General features: G+C 65.8%; 15 protein-coding genes and 1 other RNA gene. 10 read left to right on the top strand and 6 right to left on the bottom strand.

All coding sequences use genetic code 11. The features are described 5' to 3' along the window. Window positions 1-34 precede the first annotated feature (34 nt). Window positions 35-514 (top strand): 6,7-dimethyl-8-ribityllumazine synthase, encoded by a 480-nt coding sequence (gene ribH / locus CR105_RS11905; RefSeq protein ID WP_099788678.1) that lies wholly within the window; start codon window positions 35-37, stop codon window positions 512-514. Between the two features lie 29 nt (window positions 515-543). Next, the gene (gene nusB, locus CR105_RS11900) at window positions 544-1,014 is read left to right on the top strand and encodes a transcription antitermination factor NusB (RefSeq protein ID WP_099788677.1); all 471 of its coding nucleotides are present in this window, start codon (window positions 544-546) and stop codon (window positions 1,012-1,014) included. A gap of 159 nt (window positions 1,015-1,173) precedes the next feature. Here the strand turns inward: nusB and CR105_RS11895 are convergent, their stop codons facing one another. Next, window positions 1,174-2,049 carry a transglycosylase SLT domain-containing protein gene (locus CR105_RS11895; protein ID WP_229413904.1) on the bottom strand — a complete coding sequence of 292 codons (876 nt, stop codon included), beginning with the start codon at window positions 2,047-2,049 and terminating at the stop codon, window positions 1,174-1,176. Between the two features lie 515 nt (window positions 2,050-2,564). Here CR105_RS11895 and ubiD point away from each other — a divergent pair. From ubiD to CR105_RS11860, 7 genes are all read left to right on the top strand, one after another. Continuing rightward, window positions 2,565-4,049, top strand: coding sequence for a 4-hydroxy-3-polyprenylbenzoate decarboxylase (gene ubiD, locus CR105_RS11890; protein ID WP_099788675.1), 1,485 nt, complete (start codon window positions 2,565-2,567; stop codon window positions 4,047-4,049). Between the two features lie 115 nt (window positions 4,050-4,164). After that, an RNA gene (gene ffs / locus CR105_RS11885) (signal recognition particle sRNA small type) lies at window positions 4,165-4,263 on the top strand. A gap of 129 nt (window positions 4,264-4,392) precedes the next feature. Next, entirely contained in the window at window positions 4,393-6,549 is a 2,157-nt protein-coding gene (locus tag CR105_RS11880) for a DNA polymerase III subunit gamma/tau (protein ID WP_099788674.1), read from the top strand. 55 nt (window positions 6,550-6,604) lie between these two features. Next, window positions 6,605-6,931: a YbaB/EbfC family nucleoid-associated protein gene (locus tag CR105_RS11875; RefSeq protein ID WP_099788673.1), complete on the top strand. Its 327-nt coding sequence runs from the start codon at window positions 6,605-6,607 to the stop codon at window positions 6,929-6,931. 7 nt (window positions 6,932-6,938) lie between these two features. Continuing rightward, window positions 6,939-7,529, top strand: coding sequence for a recombination mediator RecR (recR, locus tag CR105_RS11870; protein ID WP_099788672.1), 591 nt, complete (start codon window positions 6,939-6,941; stop codon window positions 7,527-7,529). 154 nt (window positions 7,530-7,683) lie between these two features. Continuing rightward, a complete protein-coding gene (locus tag CR105_RS11865; RefSeq protein WP_180288170.1) occupies window positions 7,684-8,817 on the top strand; it encodes a glycosyltransferase in 1,134 nt (377 codons plus the stop codon). Then, window positions 8,804-9,655: a DUF2334 domain-containing protein gene (locus CR105_RS11860; RefSeq protein WP_099788671.1), complete on the top strand. Its 852-nt coding sequence runs from the start codon at window positions 8,804-8,806 to the stop codon at window positions 9,653-9,655. Before CR105_RS11865 ends, CR105_RS11860 begins: the two co-directional genes overlap by 14 nt. On the opposite strand, the gene CR105_RS11855 is transcribed toward CR105_RS11860, so the two are convergent. Continuing rightward, window positions 9,567-9,854: a hypothetical protein gene (locus CR105_RS11855; protein ID WP_229413903.1), complete on the bottom strand. Its 288-nt coding sequence runs from the start codon at window positions 9,852-9,854 to the stop codon at window positions 9,567-9,569. The two genes, CR105_RS11860 and CR105_RS11855, sit on opposite strands and share 89 nt — an antisense overlap. Before the next feature lie 194 nt (window positions 9,855-10,048). Here CR105_RS11855 and CR105_RS11850 point away from each other — a divergent pair, with 194 nt between their 5' ends. After that, complete coding sequence (locus CR105_RS11850) at window positions 10,049-12,454, top strand: penicillin acylase family protein (RefSeq protein ID WP_099788669.1); 2,406 nt, start codon at window positions 10,049-10,051, stop codon at window positions 12,452-12,454. A gap of 40 nt (window positions 12,455-12,494) precedes the next feature. Here the strand turns inward: CR105_RS11850 and CR105_RS11845 are convergent, their stop codons facing one another. The 4 genes from CR105_RS11845 to CR105_RS11830 form a co-directional block, all read right to left on the bottom strand. Next, window positions 12,495-14,618 carry a putative bifunctional diguanylate cyclase/phosphodiesterase gene (locus CR105_RS11845; protein ID WP_099788668.1) on the bottom strand — a complete coding sequence of 708 codons (2,124 nt, stop codon included), beginning with the start codon at window positions 14,616-14,618 and terminating at the stop codon, window positions 12,495-12,497. Between the two features lies 1 nt (window position 14,619). Further along, on the bottom strand, window positions 14,620-17,568 hold the full coding sequence (locus CR105_RS11840) for a hybrid sensor histidine kinase/response regulator (RefSeq protein WP_099788886.1): 2,949 nt from the start codon (window positions 17,566-17,568) through the stop codon (window positions 14,620-14,622). A 442-nt stretch (window positions 17,569-18,010) separates the two neighbouring features. After that, window positions 18,011-18,211, bottom strand: coding sequence for a YbdD/YjiX family protein (locus CR105_RS11835; RefSeq protein ID WP_099788667.1), 201 nt, complete (start codon window positions 18,209-18,211; stop codon window positions 18,011-18,013). Further along, on the bottom strand, window positions 18,211-20,271 hold the full coding sequence (locus tag CR105_RS11830; RefSeq protein ID WP_099788666.1) for a carbon starvation CstA family protein: 2,061 nt from the start codon (window positions 20,269-20,271) through the stop codon (window positions 18,211-18,213). The genes CR105_RS11835 and CR105_RS11830 overlap by 1 nt, the downstream gene beginning before the upstream one ends. Between the last annotated feature and the right edge of the window lie 51 nt (window positions 20,272-20,322).

The raw sequence follows: 20,322 nt of genomic DNA, 5'->3' as shown, positions 1-20,322 counted from the left end.
TTCAAATATTTACCCACATATCAAGAGGCCAGCCATGACGGTAGGAACTTATGAAAGCAATTTGACCGGTAGCGGACTGCGCATCGGCATCGTGCAGGCGCGCTTTAACGCCGACGTCGGCCATGGCCTGTTGTCGTCCTGCCTGGCCGAGCTCAAGCACCTGGGCGTGTCGGACGAAGACGTGCTGCACGTGACCGTGCCGGGCGCGCTGGAAATTCCGCTGGCGCTGCAGAAGATGGCCGAGACCCAGCAGTTCGACGCGCTGGTGGCGCTGGGCGCGGTGATCCGCGGCGAGACCTACCACTTCGAGCTGGTATCGAACGAGTCCGGCGCCGGCATCACCCGCATCGGCCTCGACTACGGCATGCCGATTGCCAATGCGGTGCTGACCACCGAGAACGACGAGCAGGCCGAAGCGCGCATGGCGGAGAAGGGCACCGAAGCGGCGCGCTGCGCCGTCGAGATGGCCAACCTGCTGCTGGCGCTCGAAGAGTTGCAAGCCGACGAAGATTAAAACCGGATTTAAGAACAGGTAAGTACACCATGACAGACAAGACCCCGCACGCCAACCCGAGCAAGAACCGCACGCCCCGTCATCGGGCGCGCGAGTTTGCGTTGCAGGGACTATATCAGTGGCTGCTCAATAATGAAGACGCGACCACCGTCGTCAACAACATCCGCGCCGCACACGGTTTCGAGAAGGCCGATGCCGATCACTTCGCCGCGTTGCTGTATGGCGCGATCAAGGATTCGGTGGCGCTGCGCGAGGCGTTCGCGCCGCTGATCGACCGCGGCGTCAAGGAATTGTCGCCGATCGAGCACGGGGTGTTGCTGCTTGGCGCATACGAGCTGAAGAACAATCTGGAAATTCCTTACCGCGTGGTCATCAACGAGGCGGTCGAGCTGACCAAGTCGTTCGGCGGCATCGACGGGCACAAGTATGTCAACGGCGTGCTCGACAAGCTGGCGCCGAAGCTGCGCGCCGACGAAGTGGCGGCGGATTCGCGCCGGTAACCGGTTCGCAGGCAGCATCGATGCAATGAAAAAGCCGCCGCAGTGATGCAGGCGGCTTTTGCACATGTGTGCTCAGCATGGTTCCTCGCGAAGATGGCGGGGACGTAAAAAAAGCCACCGCAGACTGCCGGTGGCTTTTTTACGTGCGTCGCGGTCAGATTACAGACCGGCGATGGCGTCGTTGCCTTGCTCCGGCAGCGTTACTTCAGGCTTCGGCTCTGCCGGGGCGGGCGCCGCCTTGGCAACAACCTGGGCTGGCGAGTTCGTCGTCGGTACGCGCTGGCCGCCGGCAACCTGCTTCAGGCGGCGATACTCAGCCAGCACCTTCGAGCCGTAGCCGGAGTCGGTCTCGAACGCGGCAGCGCCAACGTACTTTTTCAGGCCGGCTTCAATCGAACCGCCGCGGGTGACGTAATCCTTGAGGATCAGCGCGCCGACGCGGATGTTCGCCACTGGATTGAGCGCAGCCTGCACGCCGCCCAGCTTCTGGAACTTTTCGTGGTGAATCTTCGACATCACTTGCATCAGCCCCTGCGCGCCAACCGAACTTTCAGCAAACGGGTTCAGGCCCGATTCGATCGCCATCACGGCCAGGATCAGCAGCGGGTCGAGCTTGATGTCGTGCGCCGTGGAGTAGGCGGTCGATACCAGCATGTTGGCGGCGTCGCCGGCAACGCGGTAACGCTTGGCCAGCCACGAGGTGACGAATTGCTGCTGCTTCGTGTTGCCTGCCATTGCCTTGCCGGATGCGACCGGTATCGGCGCCACGTCGACGGCGGCACTGGCCACAGGCTGCTCATGCATCAGCGAAGCGAGTACTGGCGCGGGCGCTGACGCTGGCGCCGCCTGTGCAACTACCGGCGCCGGCGGCGCAAGGAACTGCGAAACCTGGTGTGCCATGTCGGGACGGGCATACAGGACGGCCACAACTGCTACTGCGGAAAGACCGAATACGGTCAGGGTGTGCTGCGCGGTGGTCGCGAGACCACGGGCCGTTTTCGTCACGGAAGACCACGTGACAGGCTGGGCAGCCATAGTTTGGGCGAGCTTTACTGTCGCCCCGTTGAAACGATTTATCATCGAATTCCCCTTTGTCGCGGAAAAAGCTGTCCCCACGGCGCTAAAAAAGCGCACATCGGACATCAAATGCCGTGCATCAGAAATATCGTCTATCGCCGCTGTTGCGTGCGAATCAACGCCGTCATTGCTTGCTTGAGCTGGCCGTTCCCAGAGGTATTGGGCCAGTGGCTAAACAACTGTTTCCGGGGATAAGGCAGACGCCTATTGGAAACACTCCTAAAATGTCATGTGGGGCCCCGACCCCGTGAAAGTATGAGAACAGGCTAAAATCATGTCCTTTGGACGTACCGCTCTCATCAAGTAGGCAAATTGTAGAAGCTGGTTTATATCAAGTCAATACTAGCACGACAGTTCTTTATAACTTTTAGATCTTACTTATGATACTGCATCGCAGCAAAGTCGCATGAAATCAATCACTTATCGTGGCTAATTCAACAACTCCCTATCTGCCGAAGAAAAATTAAAAACCGATGAAATACACTGATCTGCGTGATTTTGTTTCTCAGTTGCAAGAAATTGGCGAATTAAAGCGCATTTCCACGCCCGTTTCGCCAAATCTGGAGATGACTGAGGTGTGCGACCGCGTTTTGCGCGCCGGCGGACCGGCCTTGCTGTTCGAGCATCCCACCGGCCACGACATGCCGGTGCTGGGCAACCTGTTCGGCACGCCGCGCCGGGTCGCGCTCGGGATGGGCGCCACCGACGTGGGCGAGCTGCGCAAGATCGGCCACGTGCTGGCGCAGCTGAAGGAGCCGGAGCCGCCGAAAGGCTTCAAGGACTTGATGGGACTCGGTTCGCTCGTGAAGGCGGTGTGGGACATGTCGCCGAAGGAAGTGCGCGGCGCGCCTTGCCAGGAAATCGTCTGGGAAGGCAACGACGTCGACCTGTCGCGCCTGCCGATCCAGCACTGCTGGCCGGGCGACGCCGCTCCGCTCATTACCTGGGGCCTGGTCATTACCAAGGGGCCCAACAAGAAGCGCCAGAACCTGGGCATTTATCGCCAGCAGGTGCTCGGGCCCAACAAGGTGATCATGCGCTGGCTGGCGCACCGCGGCGGGGCGCTCGACTTTCGTGAGCACGGCATTGCCAGCAAGGGTCAGCCGTATCCGGTTGCCGTCGCGCTCGGCGCCGATCCGGCCACCATCCTGGGCGCCGTGACGCCGGTGCCCGACAGCCTGTCCGAATACCAGTTCGCCGGCCTGTTGCGCGGCAGCCGGACCACGCTGGTGAAGGCGATTGGCAGCGAGCTGCGCGTGCCGGCCTCGGCCGAGATCGTGCTGGAAGGCCATATCCTGGCCGATCCGAACCATCCGTCCGGCTACGAGCACGCGCTGGAGGGCCCGTTTGGCGACCATACCGGCTATTACAATGAGCAGGACAGCTTTCCGGTGTTTACGATCGAGCGCATCACGATGCGGCGCAATCCGATCTATCACTCTACGTATACAGGCAAGCCGCCGGACGAGCCTGCCGTGCTGGGCGTGGCGCTCAACGAGGTCTTCATTCCGCTGCTGCAAAAGCAGTTCAGCGAAATCACCGATTTCTACCTGCCGCCGGAAGGCTGCAGCTATCGGATGGCGGTAGTGCAGATCAAGAAGCAGTATGCCGGCCATGCCAAGCGGGTGATGTTCGGCGTCTGGAGTTTCCTGCGCCAGTTCATGTACACCAAGTTCATTGTCGTGGTCGACGAAGACGTCGACATCCGCGACTGGAAGGAAGTGATCTGGGCGATCACGACCCGGGTCGATCCGCTGCGCGACACGCTGCTGGTCGACAACACGCCGATCGACTACCTCGATTTCGCCTCGCCGGTGAGCGGCCTTGGCAGCAAGATGGGCATCGACGCCACCAACAAGTGGCCGGGCGAAACGAACCGCGAATGGGGCACGACGATTGCGATGACGCCGGCCGTGAAGGCGCGCATCGACACCATCTGGCAAGAACTCGGCATCTAACTTCCTCCGGGGTCAGTGCCGGCAATCGGACACGAGCTCAACATCAGCCGCCGCTACACCTCCGGGGGGGTGGTGGTTGTTTCCATTATCGAGCGGGTCGGTTATAATGATCGCTGGCGGGCCCCTGCGCATCGTGGCATGGCTAACCTGGTCAGGTCGGGAACGAAGCAGCCACGGCTATTACCCATGAGTGCCGCAGATCAGGCTCGCCTCCTCATTCTTTCTCAGCGCGTTTTCGACGCGCTTTCAGTGCCGCTTTCACCCTCCCCACATCGACTGCTACAATTGCCGCCCAGGCAGCATGTTTCCCCGCTGCGCCCGCTATCTACGGTAAAATCCCAGCATGTCCTATCAAGTTCTCGCCCGTAAATACCGTCCCCGCAACTTTGAAACGCTGGTCGGCCAGGAACACGTCGTCCGTGCCTTGTCGCACGCGCTGCAAACCGGCCGCCTGCACCACGCCTATCTGTTTACAGGTACGCGCGGCGTCGGCAAGACCACGCTGTCGCGGATCCTGGCCAAATCGCTCAATTGCATCGGCCCGGACGGCACCGGCGGCATCACCGCCACCCCGTGCGGCGTGTGCGATGCCTGCACCGCGATCGATGCCGGCCGCTTCGTCGACTATATAGAGATGGACGCGGCGTCGAACCGCGGCGTCGACGAGATGGCCCAGCTGCTCGAGCAGGCGGTGTACGCGCCATCGAACGCGCGCTTCAAGGTCTACATGATCGACGAGGTGCACATGCTGACCAACCACGCCTTCAACTCGATGCTGAAGACGCTGGAAGAGCCGCCCGAGCACGTCAAGTTCATCCTGGCAACGACCGATCCGCAGAAGATTCCCGTCACCGTGCTGTCGCGCTGCCTTCAGTTCAACCTGAAACAGATGCCGCCGGGGCATATCATCAGCCACCTCGACAATATTCTCGGGCAGGAGGGCATTACCTTCGAACAGCCGGCGCTGCGCCTGCTGGCGCAAGGCGCGCACGGCTCGATGCGCGATGCGCTGTCGCTGACCGACCAGGCCATCGCCTACGCCGCCGGCGAAGTGACGCTCGAAGCGGTGCAGGGCATGCTCGGCGCGCTCGACCAGTCGTACCTGGTGCGCCTGCTCGACGCGCTGCTGGCGCAGGACGGCGCCGACCTGATGGCGGTGGCCGACGAGATGGCCAGCCGCAGCCTGTCGTACAACGGCGCGCTGCAGGATCTCGGCACCTTGCTGCACCGGATCGCGCTGGCCCAATCGGTGCCGTCGGCGGTGCCGGAAGACTTGCCGGAACTGGCCGACATCATGCGCCTGGCAGCGGCCTTCGATGCGCAGGAAGTGCAGTTGTTCTACCAGATCGCGGTGCATGGCCGTAACGAGATCGGCCTCGCGCCGGATGAGTACGCCGGCTTTGCGATGACCTTGCTGCGCATGCTCGCTTTCCGTCCAGGCAATGGCGGCGCGGAAGGCGTTGCGCCGGCCGGCCCGGCTGTCGCGCGTCCGCCGGTGCAGCCGCGTCCGGCTCCATCGCCAGCGCCGGCGCGCGCCGCGTCCGCGGCAGTGGCAAGCCACGCCGCGGTGACGCCGCCGCCGCCGGTCCAGCAGGCACGTCCGGCGCCGCCGCCGCCGGTGCAAGCTGCGCCGCCGGCCGCTCCCGCAGCGACCGGCGCGCCGGCAATGAATTCGGCGCGCGCCGCCATCAATGCAGCCCTTGAAGCGGCCCGCGCGGCCAGCCGCGGCCAGAACGTGTCGCCGAAGCGGCCGACAGCGATGTCGAACCAGGCAGCCGCCAACGCCGCCGCGCCGCAAGCGGCGGCGCCGCCGCCTGACCCGGAGCCCGCGCCGCCACCACCGCCGCCAGCCGCGGCCGCCGCGGCGCCATCAGTTGTGGCCAAGGCAGCGCCGTCCGCGCCGTCCGCGCCGCCGCCGCCATGGGATCAGCCTGCCGCGCAGCAAGCCGACGAGGATGACGGCCCGCCATCGTGGGTCACCGAATTTTCCGACGACACCGCGCTGACGCAGGAAGCGCCGGCCGTGGCCGCCGCACCGGCCGCCGCGCGCGCGCCGGCCGCGCCGCGCCCTGAGTACGTGATTGCGCCGGTGCCGGAAATCGAATGGGACGGCAACTGGCCGGCGCTGGCGGCAACGCTGGCATTGCGCGGCGTGTCGCAGCAGCTGGCGCTGCAGACCGAACTGATCGACTGCACCAGCGACGGCCACCAGAGCACGTTCCGGCTGCGCGCGCCGATCGATACGCTGCGCGCCGGCGGCAACACCGAAAAGCTGACGGCCGCCATCCAGGACCGCTTCCCGAACACCCGCGTCGCCGTCGAGATCGACCTCGGCCAGGTGTGGTACACCGCCAGCGTCGAGGCGCAGGCTTACCGCGAGCAACGCATGCAGCAGGCCGAGCAGACCGTCGCCGCCGATCCGTTCGTGCAGGAAATGGCGCGCCAGTTCGGCGCCTTCGTTGTGCAAGGTTCAGTGCGACCGCCGGCCGTCGCCCCCTGAACGGAATTAATCACCCTATTGTTTGTCTACTTTTTAGATCTCGGAGAACACCATCATGATGAAGAACCAGCTCGCAGGCTTGATGAAGCAAGCCCAGACCATGCAGGACAACATGAAGAAGGCGCAGGAGCAGCTGGCGCTGGTCGAAGTCGAAGGCCAGTCCGGCGCCGGCCTGGTGAAAATCGTCATGACGTGCAAGAACGACGTCAAGCGCGTGTCGATCGATCCGTCGCTGCTGGCCGACGACAAGGACATGCTCGAAGACCTGGTCGCCGCCGCCTTCAACGATGCGGTGCGCAAAGCGGAAGCGACTTCGGCTGAAAAGATGAGCGGCATGACCGCCGGCATGGCGCTGCCGCCAGGCTTCAAGATGCCGTTCTGATTCGCCCATGTCGAAGTCGCTCGATTTCCTGACCGAGGCGTTGCGCAGGTTGCCAGGCGTCGGCCCGAAATCGGCGCAGCGCATGGCGTTTCATTTGCTGCAGCATGACCGCGAGGGCGCGGCGATGCTGTCGCGCGCGCTCTACCAGGCGGTCGACACGGTGCACCACTGCGCCATGTGCAATACCTTCGCCGAAACCGACGTGTGCGACCTGTGCCAGGACGACGCGCGCGACCGCGCCTTGCTGTGCGTCGTCGAAACGCCGGCCGACCAGATGATGATCGAGCAGACGCTGACGTACAAGGGCCTGTACTTCGTGCTGATGGGGCGCCTGTCGCCGCTGGACGGCATCGGCCCGAAAGACATCCACCTCGAAAAACTGATCGGGCGCGCCGCCGACGGCGTCGTCGGCGAAGTAGTGCTGGCCACCAACTTCACCAACGAAGGCGAAGCGACGGCGCACTACATCAGCGAGATGCTCAAAGCGCGCGGCCTGCGCGTGTCGCGCCTGGCGCGCGGCGTGCCGGTCGGCGGCGAACTCGAATACGTCGACGCCGGCACCATCGCGCGCGCCATGCTCGACCGGCGCGCTACCTGAGCCGGCGCCACTACTGAACGCCGAGCGCCGAGCGCCGAGCCCGCCACTGCCGGCGCGCCGCGCTGCAAGGTCGTTGACCGGATCCATTTGAGTGTGCGCAAACCGCCGCTGTCATGCGCTGCTATCGTGGGCCTCACTCAAGTGGGTCTCCAGCATGCACCTCGTCGATATCACCATGTTCTATGCCGCGGAAGGCGGCGGCGTCAGCACCTACCTGAACGCCAAGGCCCGCTGGCTGGCCCAGCGCAGCCGCATCGCCCACAGCATCGTCAGCCCGAATGTCCATAGCGGCGGCGTCGCGCCGGCGCTGGTGGAGATTCCTTCCATCCCGTTTCCCGGCATCCACGGCTACCGCATGCCGACGTCGATCGGCGCCACCGCCAACATCCTGCGCGCGCTGCAGCCGGACCTGATCGAGGCGGGCGATGCCGGTCACGGCGCCTGGGCGGCGCTGCGCGTCAAGCGCGAGCTCGGCATCCCGGTGGTGGCCTTCTACCACTCCGACCTGCCGCGCCTGATGTTGAACCGCTTCGGCGATTTGGCCATGCGCGGCACCCGCAGCTACCTGGCGCGGCTGTACCGCCGCTTCGACATGGTGATGGCGCCGAGCAAGCTGATGGTCCAGCAACTGAACGAGATGGGCATCGACGGCGCGGTCCACCAGCCGCTCGGCATCGATGCCGACATCTTCCGCCCGCAGCGCCGCATCGAAACCTTGCGTCAGCACCTGCACCTGCCGGGCGACGCGCGGCTGCTGGTGTACGCCGGCCGCTTCACGGCGGAGAAAAAACTCCAGGTGCTGATCGACGCGGTGCGCAAACTCGGCCGGCCGTATCACCTGGTGCTGGTCGGCGGCGGCGAAACGCTGCCGCGCTATCCGCAGATCACCTACATCCCGTTCAAGCGCGACCAGCGCGCGCTGGCGCGGCTGCTGGCCAGCTGCGACGTGATGGTCCATCCGGGCGATTGCGAAACGTTCGGCCTGATCGCGCTCGAGGCAATGGCGTGCGGCCTGCCGGTGGTGGCCACCGGCGGCGGCGTTGCCGAACTGGTCGACGAGAAAACCGGCCTCGTCGTACGGCCCGACAGCGCGGCCTGCCTGGCCGAAGGCATCGAGGCGATCTTCTGCCGCGACCTGGCAGCGCTGGGCGTCAATGCGCGGCGCAAGGCGCAGGAGCATTACGACTGGAGCCTGATCATGCCGCAACTGCTGAACCGCTACGGCGGCCTGCTCGCCAGCCACCAGCGCGCCGAATTCGACGCCGAGCGCATCTGTGCCACTGACTGACAGAACGCTGTGCGTGGCCATCCACGACGTCGCGCCCGACACCTGGGACGACTGCCTGCGCCTGCACCAGGCGGTGCGCGCGGTGGCCGATATTCCGCTGACGTGGCTGGTGGTGCCGCGCTATCACGGCCGCTCGCTGCCGTCGGCGCCGATGGAGCGCGCGCTCGACGCGTTGCTGGCGCAAGGCCACGAGCTGGCGCTGCACGGCTACACGCACCTCGACAGCGCGCCGCCGCACGCCAGCTGGCGCAGCCGCTTTCTGCGCAACGTGTTCACGCAAGGCGAGGGCGAGTTCGCCGCCATCGGCGAGCAGGAGGCGCGGCAGCAGATCGAACTGGGCCTGGCCTGGTTTGCCGAGCGCGGCTGGGCCGTACGCGGCTTCGTGCCGCCGGCCTGGCTGCTGGGGGCGGGCGCGTGGCGCGCGCTGCGCACCTTCGCGCTCGACTACACCACCACAATGACGCACTTCCACCTGCTGCGCACGCGCCGGTCGTTGCTGGCGCCGTCGCTGGTGTACACGGCGCGCAACCGGGCCGGGCGCCTGCTGTCGCCGCGCCTGGCTGGCGCCACGGCGGCGGCGATGAAGCCGGCGCCGTTAGTGCGCCTGGGCCTGCATCCGCGCGACGCGCACTATCCGGCCCTGCTGCGTCATGCGCAGCGCCTGGTCGAGCGCCTGCTGGCCGAGCGGCGCCCGCGCACCAAGGCGGAGTTCGCGGCCGCGTGGGACGATGTGCCGGCCAAAACAGGCGTCACCAGTATGGACCCCACAGGCCGCCGCCGCCCCAGTGCGAACGCCCAAAGCCCCCATACACGCGCGTCGGATGGCCATAGCGGGTGATGTCGTCCTTGGTGCTGAGCTGCAGCACGCAGTTGCGCCACGGATCCGACTGCGGCTGGTAGCCGAGCCTGGCACATGCGGGACCGTACTCGACGATGATGCGATCCATGTCCGCTTGCATGCGGGCGGCGCGGTCCTGGGGAGTGGTGCAGCCGGCGAGCAGGAGCGCGCTGGCCGCGGCGAACATGAGCTGTCGCATATCGATTCCTTTCAATGTGCAGCGGACGCCTCGCGGCAGAGCGCTAGATTTCAGCTTAGGAGCGAGCCCTTCGCGATGCCTGATCCATGTCAATCGGGCCGAAGAAAACCGATGGCAGAGGCGGCGCCGAAATTGTTCCCGAGTTGGTAGTTTTCTGGCACCATTCCTCCAAACACAGATAACGAGGGGAATCGATGCGACGAGGCGCCGTCAAGAGCTGGTCGGTACGGGTACTGTTGGGACTGCTGGCCCTGCTGGCGCTGGTGTTGCTCGGCGCGTGGCTGTATCTGCGCGCCAGTCTGCCGCAGCTCGACGGCGAGCGCCGCGTCGCCGGACTGAACGCCGCCGTGACGGTGACGCGCGACGATCATGGCGTGCCGCTGATTGCTGGGAGCAATCGCCACGACCTGGCCTACGCCACCGGTTTTATCCATGCGCAAGACCGCTTTTTCCAGATGGATCTGCTGCGCCGGGTCGGCGCCGGCGAACTGGCCGAGTTGTTCGGCCCCAAGGCGGTACCGGTCGACGCGGTTCGCCGGAAGCACCGCTTCCGCGCGCGCGCCGAGGCAGTGCTCGAATCGATGCCGGCCGACGACCGCCAGTTCATCGAGCGTTACGTCGCCGGCATCAACGACGGCCTGCACGCGCTTGGCGCCAGGCCGTTCGAGTATGCGCTGACCGGCACCGCGCCGCGGCCGTGGAGCGCGGCCGATTCGCTGTTGGTGGTGTGGGCGATGTTCTTCGATTTGCAGGGCATGCAGGAGCCGCGCGAACTGGCGCGCGGCTGGATCGCCGACCACACCGATGCCGCCCAGCGCGCCTTTTTGCTGCCCGAGTCGACCGAGTGGGACGCGCCACTCGACCAGGGTGCGGTGGCCGCATCGCGCGCGCCGATTCCACCGGCGGCGCCAGCCTGGTGGGGCCAGCGTCGCCCGGTTGGCGCGCCGCTGCGCACCGCGTCGGCGGACTTCGTCGATTCCGTCGGCAGCAATAACTGGGCCGTCGCCGGCAGCCGCAGCGCGGACGGCGGCGCCATCGTATCGGACGACATGCACCTCGGCCTGCAGCTGCCGACCACCTGGTATCGGCTGGCGCTGCAGTTCCCTGACGCCCAGGGCAAGCCGCGCCGCATGGTGGGCATTACCTTGCCCGGCTCGCCGCCGGTGGTCACGGTCGGCAGCAATGGCCACGTCGCCTGGGGCTACACCAACAGCTACGGCGACTTCCTCGACCTGGTCGCGCTCGAAGCCGATCCGGCCAACGCGGCGCGCGTACGCACGCCGAACGGCTGGGAGACGCTGGCCAGTATCGAAGAGACGATCCTCGTCAAGGGCGCTCCGGCGCGGAAAATCATCGTGCGCGAAAGTTCGCTGGGACCGGTGCGCGAGGCGGGCGGGCGCACCTATGCGATCCACTGGATCGCGCATTTGCCGGCGTCGCTCAACCTCAATCACCGCAAGCTCGAGACGACCGACACGCTCAATGAAGCCTTGAGCGTGGCGGCGACGATCGGCATCCCGGCGCAAAATTTTGTCGCCGGCGACGACAAGGGCAACATCGGCTGGACCATCACGGGCGTGCTGCCGCACCGCACGCAGGACGCGGCAACGGCCAGCTTTCCGATCGCTGCCGGCGGCGCGGCGACGACATGGGACCGGCCGCTGGCGCCGGCGGAATATCCGCGCTTGATGAATCCGGCCGACGGCCAGCTGTCGACCGCCAACAGCCGCCAGCTGATGGGCGCGGGCGCTAGCGTGATCGGCGACGGCGGCTTCGACATCGGCGCGCGCAACCGGCAGGTGCGCGACGGCTTGCGCGCGCTCGGGCCGAAGGTCGACATCAAGGCGGTGTACGGCGTCGCGCTCGACGACCGGGCGATCTTCATGGCCGGCTGGCGCACGCGCGCCATCGCCGCGCTCGACGCCGCTGCGGTAAAGGACAAGCCGCAGCGCGCCGAATTTTTACGCTTGCTGCAAACCGGCTGGAGCGGACGCGCCAGCGTCGACTCGACCGGCTACCGGCTCGCGCGCGGCTTCATGTGGGCGCTGCACGACCAGCTGTTCGATGCGGCCAACAGCGCCATGGCGGCAGTCGACGACAAGGCGACGATGCAGGCGGCGAGCACGCGCTGGCCGGCGGTGGTGGCGCGCCTGCTCGACGAGCGCCCGGTCGGCTGGTTGCCGGCGGCGTATCCGGACTGGCGCGCGCTGCAGCTGGCGGCGATCGACCAGGTGATCGCCGAGCTGACGCGCGACGGCGCGCCGCTGGCCTCGGCGACATGGGGCGCGCGCAACACGGCCGCAGTGGCGCATCCGATCAGCATGGCGGCGCCGGCGCTGCGGCGCTGGCTGTCGGCGCCGCCCGACCAGCTGGCGGGCGACTCGAACATGCCGCGCGTGGCCGGCCGCGCTTTCGGCCAGTCGCAGCGGATGACGGTCACGCCGGGGAAAGAGGAGCAGGGGATTTTCAACATGCCGGGCGGGCAGAGCGGGCATCCGCTGTCGCCGTTTTTCCTGCGCGGGCATGCCGAGTGGGTGGCCGGAACGCCGGGCCGGCTGCTGCCCGGCCCCGCGGTCCACACGCTGCGCTTCGAGAGGTAGCCGAAGCCACCAGGCTCGCAGGTCGGATTCGCCGCAGCGCTTATTTCGTCGGGGTTGGCTCGGCGCAGGGCTGCAGCAGCATCTGCGTGATCGCCTCGTGCGGCGACGGGTGGCCCAGGTAGAAACCCTGCACCAGGTCGCAGCCGTACTCCTGCAGCAGCCCCAGTTGCGCGTCGGTCTCGACACCTTCGGCCACCACCACCATCTTCAACCCATGCGCCATCGCGATGATGGCGCGCGTGATGGCGGCGTTCTCGGAGTCCTGCGGCAGCCCGCTGATGAAGCTCTTGTCGATCTTTAGCGCCCGCACGTCGAAGCGCTTGAGGTAGTTCATCGACGAGTAGCCGGTGCCGAAGTCGTCGATCGACAGGTGCACGCCGATGCCGCGCAGCTGCTCGAGCGTGGCCATCGTCGCGCGCGCGTCGTCCATCAGCGTGCCTTCGGTCAGCTCGAGTTCGAGCAGCCGCGGGTCGAGCCCCGTGTCGTGCAGCGCCGACACCACGATCTGGGTCAGGTTCTCGTCCTTGAACTGCTTGGCCGACAGGTTCACCGCCATCCGCAGCGACCGCTTGGCCACGCGCTGCCACGCCATCGCCTGTTTGCACGCGGTGCGCAGCACCCATTCGCCGATCGGCACGATCAAGCCGGTTTCTTCGGCCAGCGGGATGAATTCGGTCGGCGAGATGATGCCGCGCTCGGGATGGCGCCAGCGCACCAGCGCTTCGACGCCGACGATGTCGCCGGTGCGCACGTCGATCTGCGGCTGGTACAGCAGGTACAGCTCTTCGTTCTTGAGCGCCTTGCGCAGGCCCACTTCGAGCTTCACGTGGCTCATGATCTGCATCGTCAGCGATGAGCTGTACAGCTTCGCGTTGTTCTTGCCGCAATTCTTGGCGTGGTACATCGCGGTGTCGGCAAACTTGAGCAGCGAATTGCAGTCGTCGCCGTCTTCCGGGAACAGCGAGATGCCGATGCTGGCGGTGACGAAAATCTCGTTGCCCTCGATGAGGAACGGCCGGCGCATCGCTTCCTTGACGCGGTGCGCCACGGCGAGCGCGTTCTCGACCCGTTCGAGGTCCGGGATCAGGATCGTGAATTCGTCGCCCCCCAGGCGCGCCAGGTTGTGCGACTGGTCGCCGCGCGACACCAGGTCGCTCGGCCGGGTCGTTTCGCGCAGGCGCTCGGAGACGATCTTGAGCAGGTGGTCGCCGACGTTGTGGCCGAGCGTGTCGTTGATGCGCTTGAAGGCGTCGAGGTCCATGAACAGCACCGCGAACTTCTTGTTGCCGACCTTCGAGCGATGCAGTTCGCGTTCCAGCGTTTCGAGGAAGGCCTGGCGGTTCGGGATGCCGGTCAGGCTGTCGCAGTAGGCCAGCCGGCGGATCTGTTCTTCGGTGCGTTTGCGCTCGCTGATGTCGCGCACCAGGCCAAGCACTTCGCTGGCGCCGGTGGCGACCAGGCGCGCTTCGTAATGATGGATGACGCCGAAGCGCACCAGTTCGTAGTCGACCGAGCGCACGTGCAGCGTATCGAGCACGCCGCGCATCTGTTCGAGCAGGCGGTCGGCGATGTCGCGCGGGAGCACCTCGGTGATGTGCTTGCCGACGCAGGTCTCGACCGAGAAGGCGGCGATCGCGTCGTGGCCCTGCATCTCGTTGCCTGGCTCGTAATCGAGGTAGACGCCGTCGCGATTGAGGCGAAAGAAGGTGTCGGGGATCGCCGCCAGCACCGCGCGGTTGTGGGCGTCGGCCATGCGCAGGCGCACGATGGCGTCGGAGGCGCGCAGCACGTACAGCACGCGGTGGCCGAGGATCGGCCAGTTGATCGGCTTCGAGACGAAGTCGGTGGCGCCGGCTTCGTAGGCGCTGGTGACCGCTTCGATGTCGTCGCCGCCGGTGACCATGATGATCGGCACCGGCGCGCCCGTTTCGATGCGGCGGATTTCGCGGCAGGCCGAGAAGCCGTCCATGTTCGGCATCTCGACGTCGAGCAGGATCAGGTCCGGCGCCATGCCCTGGAAGTAGGCGACGGCCTGCTTGCCGTCTTCCGCTTCGATGCCGTCAAGGCCGACCTGGCCGAGCATTTCGATCATCAGCAATCGCATCACCGGATCGTCGTCGGCAACCAGGACGACGCCGCGCTTGTGGGTGGTAGGAGAGACCATGTCAAGTTTCCTTCTCTAGGATGGCACTGAGCGAATCCCGGACTGCCTGGAATTCGTGCTCCATGTCGGTGAGGATGCCGGATGCGCCTTCAGTGCTGTCGGTGCGGCCGAGGTTCTCCATTTCCTTGCACATCTGCGCCAGCGCCTCGGCGCCGACGTTCGCGCTGCTCGACTTGAGGCTGTGCGCAACCTTGCGCAGGCTGCCGGTGTCGAACCCGGCGATGGCCTGGCGCAGCGTCTTCAGGTGCTGCGGCGTGTCGCCGACGTAGGCCGCAACGACGCGCTGCACCAGCGCGCCGCCGCGGTCGGCCGACAACGCGCGGATGTTCTCGAGCGCGTGCATGTTGATGACGTCGCGCTGCAGCGGTTCGCGCGTGGCCGCCGGCAGTTGCGGGCGCTGCTCGCTGTGGTGGACCTTGGCCACCAGCGGGGCAACCGCGGCGGCCGGGCGCGGATCGGTGCGGCGCACGTTCGGCACCACCAGCGGCGTCATTGGTGGCGCCACCGCCTGCACGGCGCGCTCGCCGTCGTGGCCGGCGGCGGCCGCCAGCGGCAGCGCCATCCAGCGGCTCAACACGGCGGCCAGCTGCTGCTGCGTGAACGGTTTGCTGAGGTAGTCGTCCATGCCGGCGGCCAGGCACGATTCGCGGTCGCCCTGCAGCGCGTTGGCGGTGATGGCGATGATCGGCAGGCTGCGCGCGCGGCCGTTTTCGCGCTCGTGGCGGCGGATTCCGGAGGTGGCGGCAAAGCCGTCCATCACCGGCATCTGGCAGTCCATCAGCACGGCGTCGTATTTACCGGCCTGCACCGCGTGCAGCGCTTCTTCGCCATTGCGCGCGCACGTCACCTTGAGGCCCAGGCTATCGAGCATCGCCATGGCCACTTCGACGTTGACCGGGTTGTCTTCGGCCAGCAGCACCTTGCGCAGGCGCGCCGGGCCGCTGACGGGCTGGCGCAGCGGCGGCGGCGCCTCGGCTGGCGGAGCGGCGACGACGGCTGCCTTGCGCTGGCGCGCGGCGACGCACTCGAACAGGTCGCCGGCGCGCACCGGCTTGATCAGCTGGTAGGCCACGCCGGCTTCGCGCCGCTGCACTGGATCGGCCGCCAGGCGGTCGGCGCTGACCAGCAGCAGCCGGGTGGCGCGGGTAGCCGGATCGGCCTTGATGGCGGCGGCGACCGACAGGCCGCTGGTGCGCTCGAGGTCCATGTCGAGGATGGCGACGTCGTACGGACGGCCGCTGGCGGCGGCCGAGGCCAGGCGCTCCGGCACTTCCATCGAGGAGCCGACGCTGTCGCACGCGACGTTCCACGCCAGCATCTGGCGTTCGAGTTCTTCGCGGCTGCATTCGTGTTCGTCGACGATCAAAACGCGCAGTCCTTCGATGGTGGTCAGCGAAAATCCGGGCTCGTCGGGGTCGACGCGGCGCTTGTCGAAACATACCGTGAACCAGAAAATGGAGCCTTGCGTTAAGGCATTGTCGACTCCGATTTTGCCGCCCATCAACTCGACCAGCTGCTTCGAGATCGCCAGGCCGAGGCCGGTGCCGCCGTACTTGCGGGTGGTCGAGCCATCGGCTTGCGAGAACGCTTCGAAGATGCGCCCGCGTGCTTCGCGCGAGACGCCGATGCCGGTGTCGTGCACTTCGAAGCGCAGCGCCACCGATTGCGGGTCTTCGCGCGTGACCTGCACCGTGGCCAGGATGCGGCCGTGGTCGGTGAACTTGATGGCGTTGCCGAGCAGGTTGGCCATGATCTGGCGCAGCCGGTTCGGGTCGCCGCAAATCGAGATCGGGATGTTGTTGGCGATGTCGAAGTCGAGTCCGATGCCCTTGTTCTGCGCCTGCGGGGTGTAGACGTTGTTGATGTCGTCGAGCAGGTCCCAGAGATTGAAGTTGATGTATTCGACCGACAGCTTGCCGGCCTCGATCTTGGAAAAGTCGAGAATGTCGTTGATGATCACCAGCAGGTGTTCGCCGGAACTTTTGACCAGCTTGGTAAATTTGCGCTGGGTGTCGGTCAGGCTGGTGCCGAGCAGCATTTCCGTCATGCCGAGCACGCCGTTCATCGGCGTGCGGATCTCGTGGCTCATGGTGGCCAGGAACGCGCTCTTGGCGGTGCTGGCCGCTTCGGCGGCGTTCTTGGCCTTTTCCAGCTGCTCGGTGCGCACGCTGACCTGGCGCTCGAGCTCGTCGCGATGGTGGGTCAGGGCGGCGCCGCGGCCTTCGATCTGCGCCAGCATGTCGTTGAAGCTGTCGATCAGGGTGCCCAGTTCGTCGGTGCGTTCGTGCGCAATGCGCAAGGTGTAGTTCTGGCTGGCCGACACTTTCTGCGCCGCGTTGATCAGCTTGGTGACCGGATCGGCGATGCAGCTCTTGAAGCGCGACGCCAGCAGCAGCGCCACCGTCAGCGAGCCGCCCATCGCCGCGGCGATCACGCCCAGGCTCTTGAGGATGTCGAGCCACATGTTGGTCAGGTCCGCTTCGATCATGACGATGCCGACCGCGTGCTCGCTGCCGGTGACGGGGCGGTACAGGCGCATCCGCGTGCTCCAGAACGCGCTGCCGTTGGCGTTGGCCTGGGCGAGCGCTTCCTCGTTCATGCTGACCGGTTCGACGTTCTCGAATGCCTCCTCGGCCCGGCCGGGCGCAACGTAGCGGGCGAACACCTTGCCGTTGCGGTCGAACAAAGTGGCGTTGGATATTTCGTCCTTCGCCTTCAGCGCCGACAAGGTGGCCTGGGCCGAATTGCGGTCGTTGAAAACGAGCGCATCGACGCTGTTGGTGCCGATCACGCCGGCGAACGAGGACAGTTGCATGCCCTCGTCCTTGCGGTGATTGAGTACCGACGTCACGGCGAAGGCGATGAAGACGAATATCAGAGCCGTGCCAGTCGAGAGGAACGAAATGATCGTCAGTTTCTGGTTGAGGCTGGAGCGCTCAAAATTTAGCATGGGGCCCACCTGTTGGGCGAACGTTAAGGGATGGGCGATTTGCCCTACAGGGGATTGCAATTCCGGCAGGAAAAATATACGGGTAAAGATTCTCGACACCCTTGACGTGTCGCAAATGAGACCAGTCCCAGTGGAAACAGATAGGTTTTTCTGCGGAAATACGTGGTAGGAAAACGGGAAGGGTGCATCGGAGAATGCCCGGCGTGGCGCGATGGCTCATGCGGTGTTGGCGCTTGCAGAATCCGCGATCACCGATTTGCGATACCAAAATGAACGTCTTCCCCGCGAAGGCGGGGATCCATGCTGAGCTTGATGGCGCACCGGTGCTTGCTCAGTATGGATTCCCGCCTGCGCGGGAATGACGGCGCTACTTTTATCGGTGCAAGCGACGCGATGAGGTTGGCGTCGATCCACGCCCGTCACTCGCGTGCAGAGCGGCCATTCAGCAGCAGCCGCCGCCTTTGCCGGCGCCGCCGTAGCGCGCGGCCTGGCGTTCGCGGAAGAACTCGTCGTAGCTCATCATCGGCTCGCCCGGATGCGTGTTCTCCATGTGCGCCACGTAGGTGTCGTACTCCGGCAGGCCAACCATCAGGCGCATGCTCTGCCCCAGATAGCGGCCCGCCTTCGCCAGTTCGTCGAGCATCACGGCACCTGCGGCATCGGCGTGAACGGCGTTTCCTTCGACGTCGGCGCGCTTTGCCCGCGCGCTTTCATGATCGTGCGCACGCCGGCGATCAGCACCGCCACGACGACGAACATGAAGAACGCGGCCAGCCCGGCGTCCAGGTAGTCGTTGAACACGATCTGCCGCATCTGCGCCATCGTCTTGGCCGGCGCCAGAATCACACCCTGGTCGATCGCCGTCTGGAACATGTTGGCGTGCGAGACGAAGCCAATCTTGATGTCCGGATGGAAGATCTTATGCCAGCCGGCCGTCAAGGTGCACAGCAGCAGCCAGATGGTCGGGACGATCGTCACCCACGCGTACTGGCCGCGCTTCATCTTGAACAGCACGCAGGTCGCCAGGATCAGCGCGATGCCGGCCAGCATCTGGTTGGCGATGCCGAACAGCGGCCACAAGGTGTTGATGCCGCCCAGCGGGTCGACCACGCCCTGGTACAGGAAATATCCCCATGCCGCCACGCACAGCGACGTGGCGATCAGGTTGGCCGGCAGCGACTCGGTGCGCTTGAGCTTGGGCGACACCACGCCCATCAGGTCTTGCAGCATGAAGCGGCCCGCGCGCGTGCCGGCGTCCACCGCGGTGAGGATGAACAGCGCCTCGAACAGGATCGCGAAGTGGTACCAGAAGGCCATCATCGCTTTGCCGCCGATGACGCCGGCGAGGATCTGCGCCATGCCGACCGCCAGGGTAGGGGCGCCGCCGGCGCGCGAGACGATGCTGTGCTCGCCCACGTCGACCGCCGTCTGCGACAGCATCTCCGGCGTAATGACGAAGCCCATCTTGTTGACCGCGGCGGCGGCCGACTCCACCGTCGTGCCCAGCACCGCGGTCGGGCTGTTCATGGCGAAATAGATGCCGGGGTCGATCACCGAGGCGGCCACCAGCGCCATGATGGCGACGAACGACTCCATCAGCATGCCGCCGTAGCCGATGAAGCGGGCGTGGGTTTCGTTCTCGATCATCTTCGGCGTGGTGCCCGACGAAATGAGGGCGTGAAAGCCGGACACCGCGCCGCAGGCAATGGTGATGAACAGGAACGGGAACAGGCTGCCGGCCCACACCGGGCCGGAGCCGTCGATGAAGCGGGTGACGGCCGGCATCTGCAGGTTCGGCGCGACGATGACGATGCCGATCGCCAGGCCGACGATGGTGCCGATCTTGAGAAAGGTCGACAGGTAGTCGCGCGGCGCCAGCAGCAGCCACACGGGAATCACCGCGGCCACAAAACCGTAGCCGATCAGCATGAAGGTCAGCTGCTCGCCGGTGAAGTTAAACATCGGGCCCCAGGTTGGCGAGTCTTGCACCCACTGGCCGCCGATGATGGCCAGCATCAGCAGCACGAAGCCGATGATCGACACTTCGCCGATGCGCCCGACGCGGATGAAGCGCGAATAGACGCCCATGAACAGCGCGATCGGGATGGTGGCCATCACCGTGAAGCTGCCCCAGGGCGAACCGGTCAGCGCCTTGACGACGATGAGCGCCAGCACCGCCAGGATGATCACCATGATCATGAAGGTGCCCAGCAGCGCGATGATGCCGGCCACTTCGCCCAGTTCGGATTTGATCAGGTCGCCAAGCGAGCGGCCATCGCGGCGCATCGAGATGAACAGCACCATGAAGTCCTGCACCGCGCCGGCCAGCACCACGCCGGCGAGGATCCACAGCATGCCCGGCAGGTAGCCCATCTGCGCGGCCAGCACCGGCCCCACCAGCGGCCCGGCGCCGGCGATCGCGGCGAAATGGTGGCCGAACAGCACGTAGCGGTTGGTCGGCACGTAATCGAGGCCATCGTTGAATTTGTAGGCGGGCGTCTGGCGCGCGGGGTCGAGCTGCATGACGCGGCCGGCAATGAACAAGCTGTAGAAGCGGTACGCGATCAGGTACACGCTGACGGCCGCGGCCACAATCCACACCGCGTTGATCGACTCGCCCCGCTGGAGGGCGACGTAGGCGAGCGAAGCCGCGCCAAAGAGCGCCAGCGCGGCCCAGCCGAGCTGGCTCTGTAGACGTTTCATCGTTGATTCCTCCAATGGTTGACCACCACCTTTGGAGTTAGACCGGGCAAG

Source organism: Massilia eurypsychrophila, from assembly GCF_002760655.1.
Taxonomy (GTDB): Bacteria; Pseudomonadota; Gammaproteobacteria; order Burkholderiales; family Burkholderiaceae_D; genus JAFCUW01.
The sequence above is the reverse complement of the archived record's forward strand: the minus strand, read 5'-3'. Positions and strand labels throughout refer to the sequence as shown.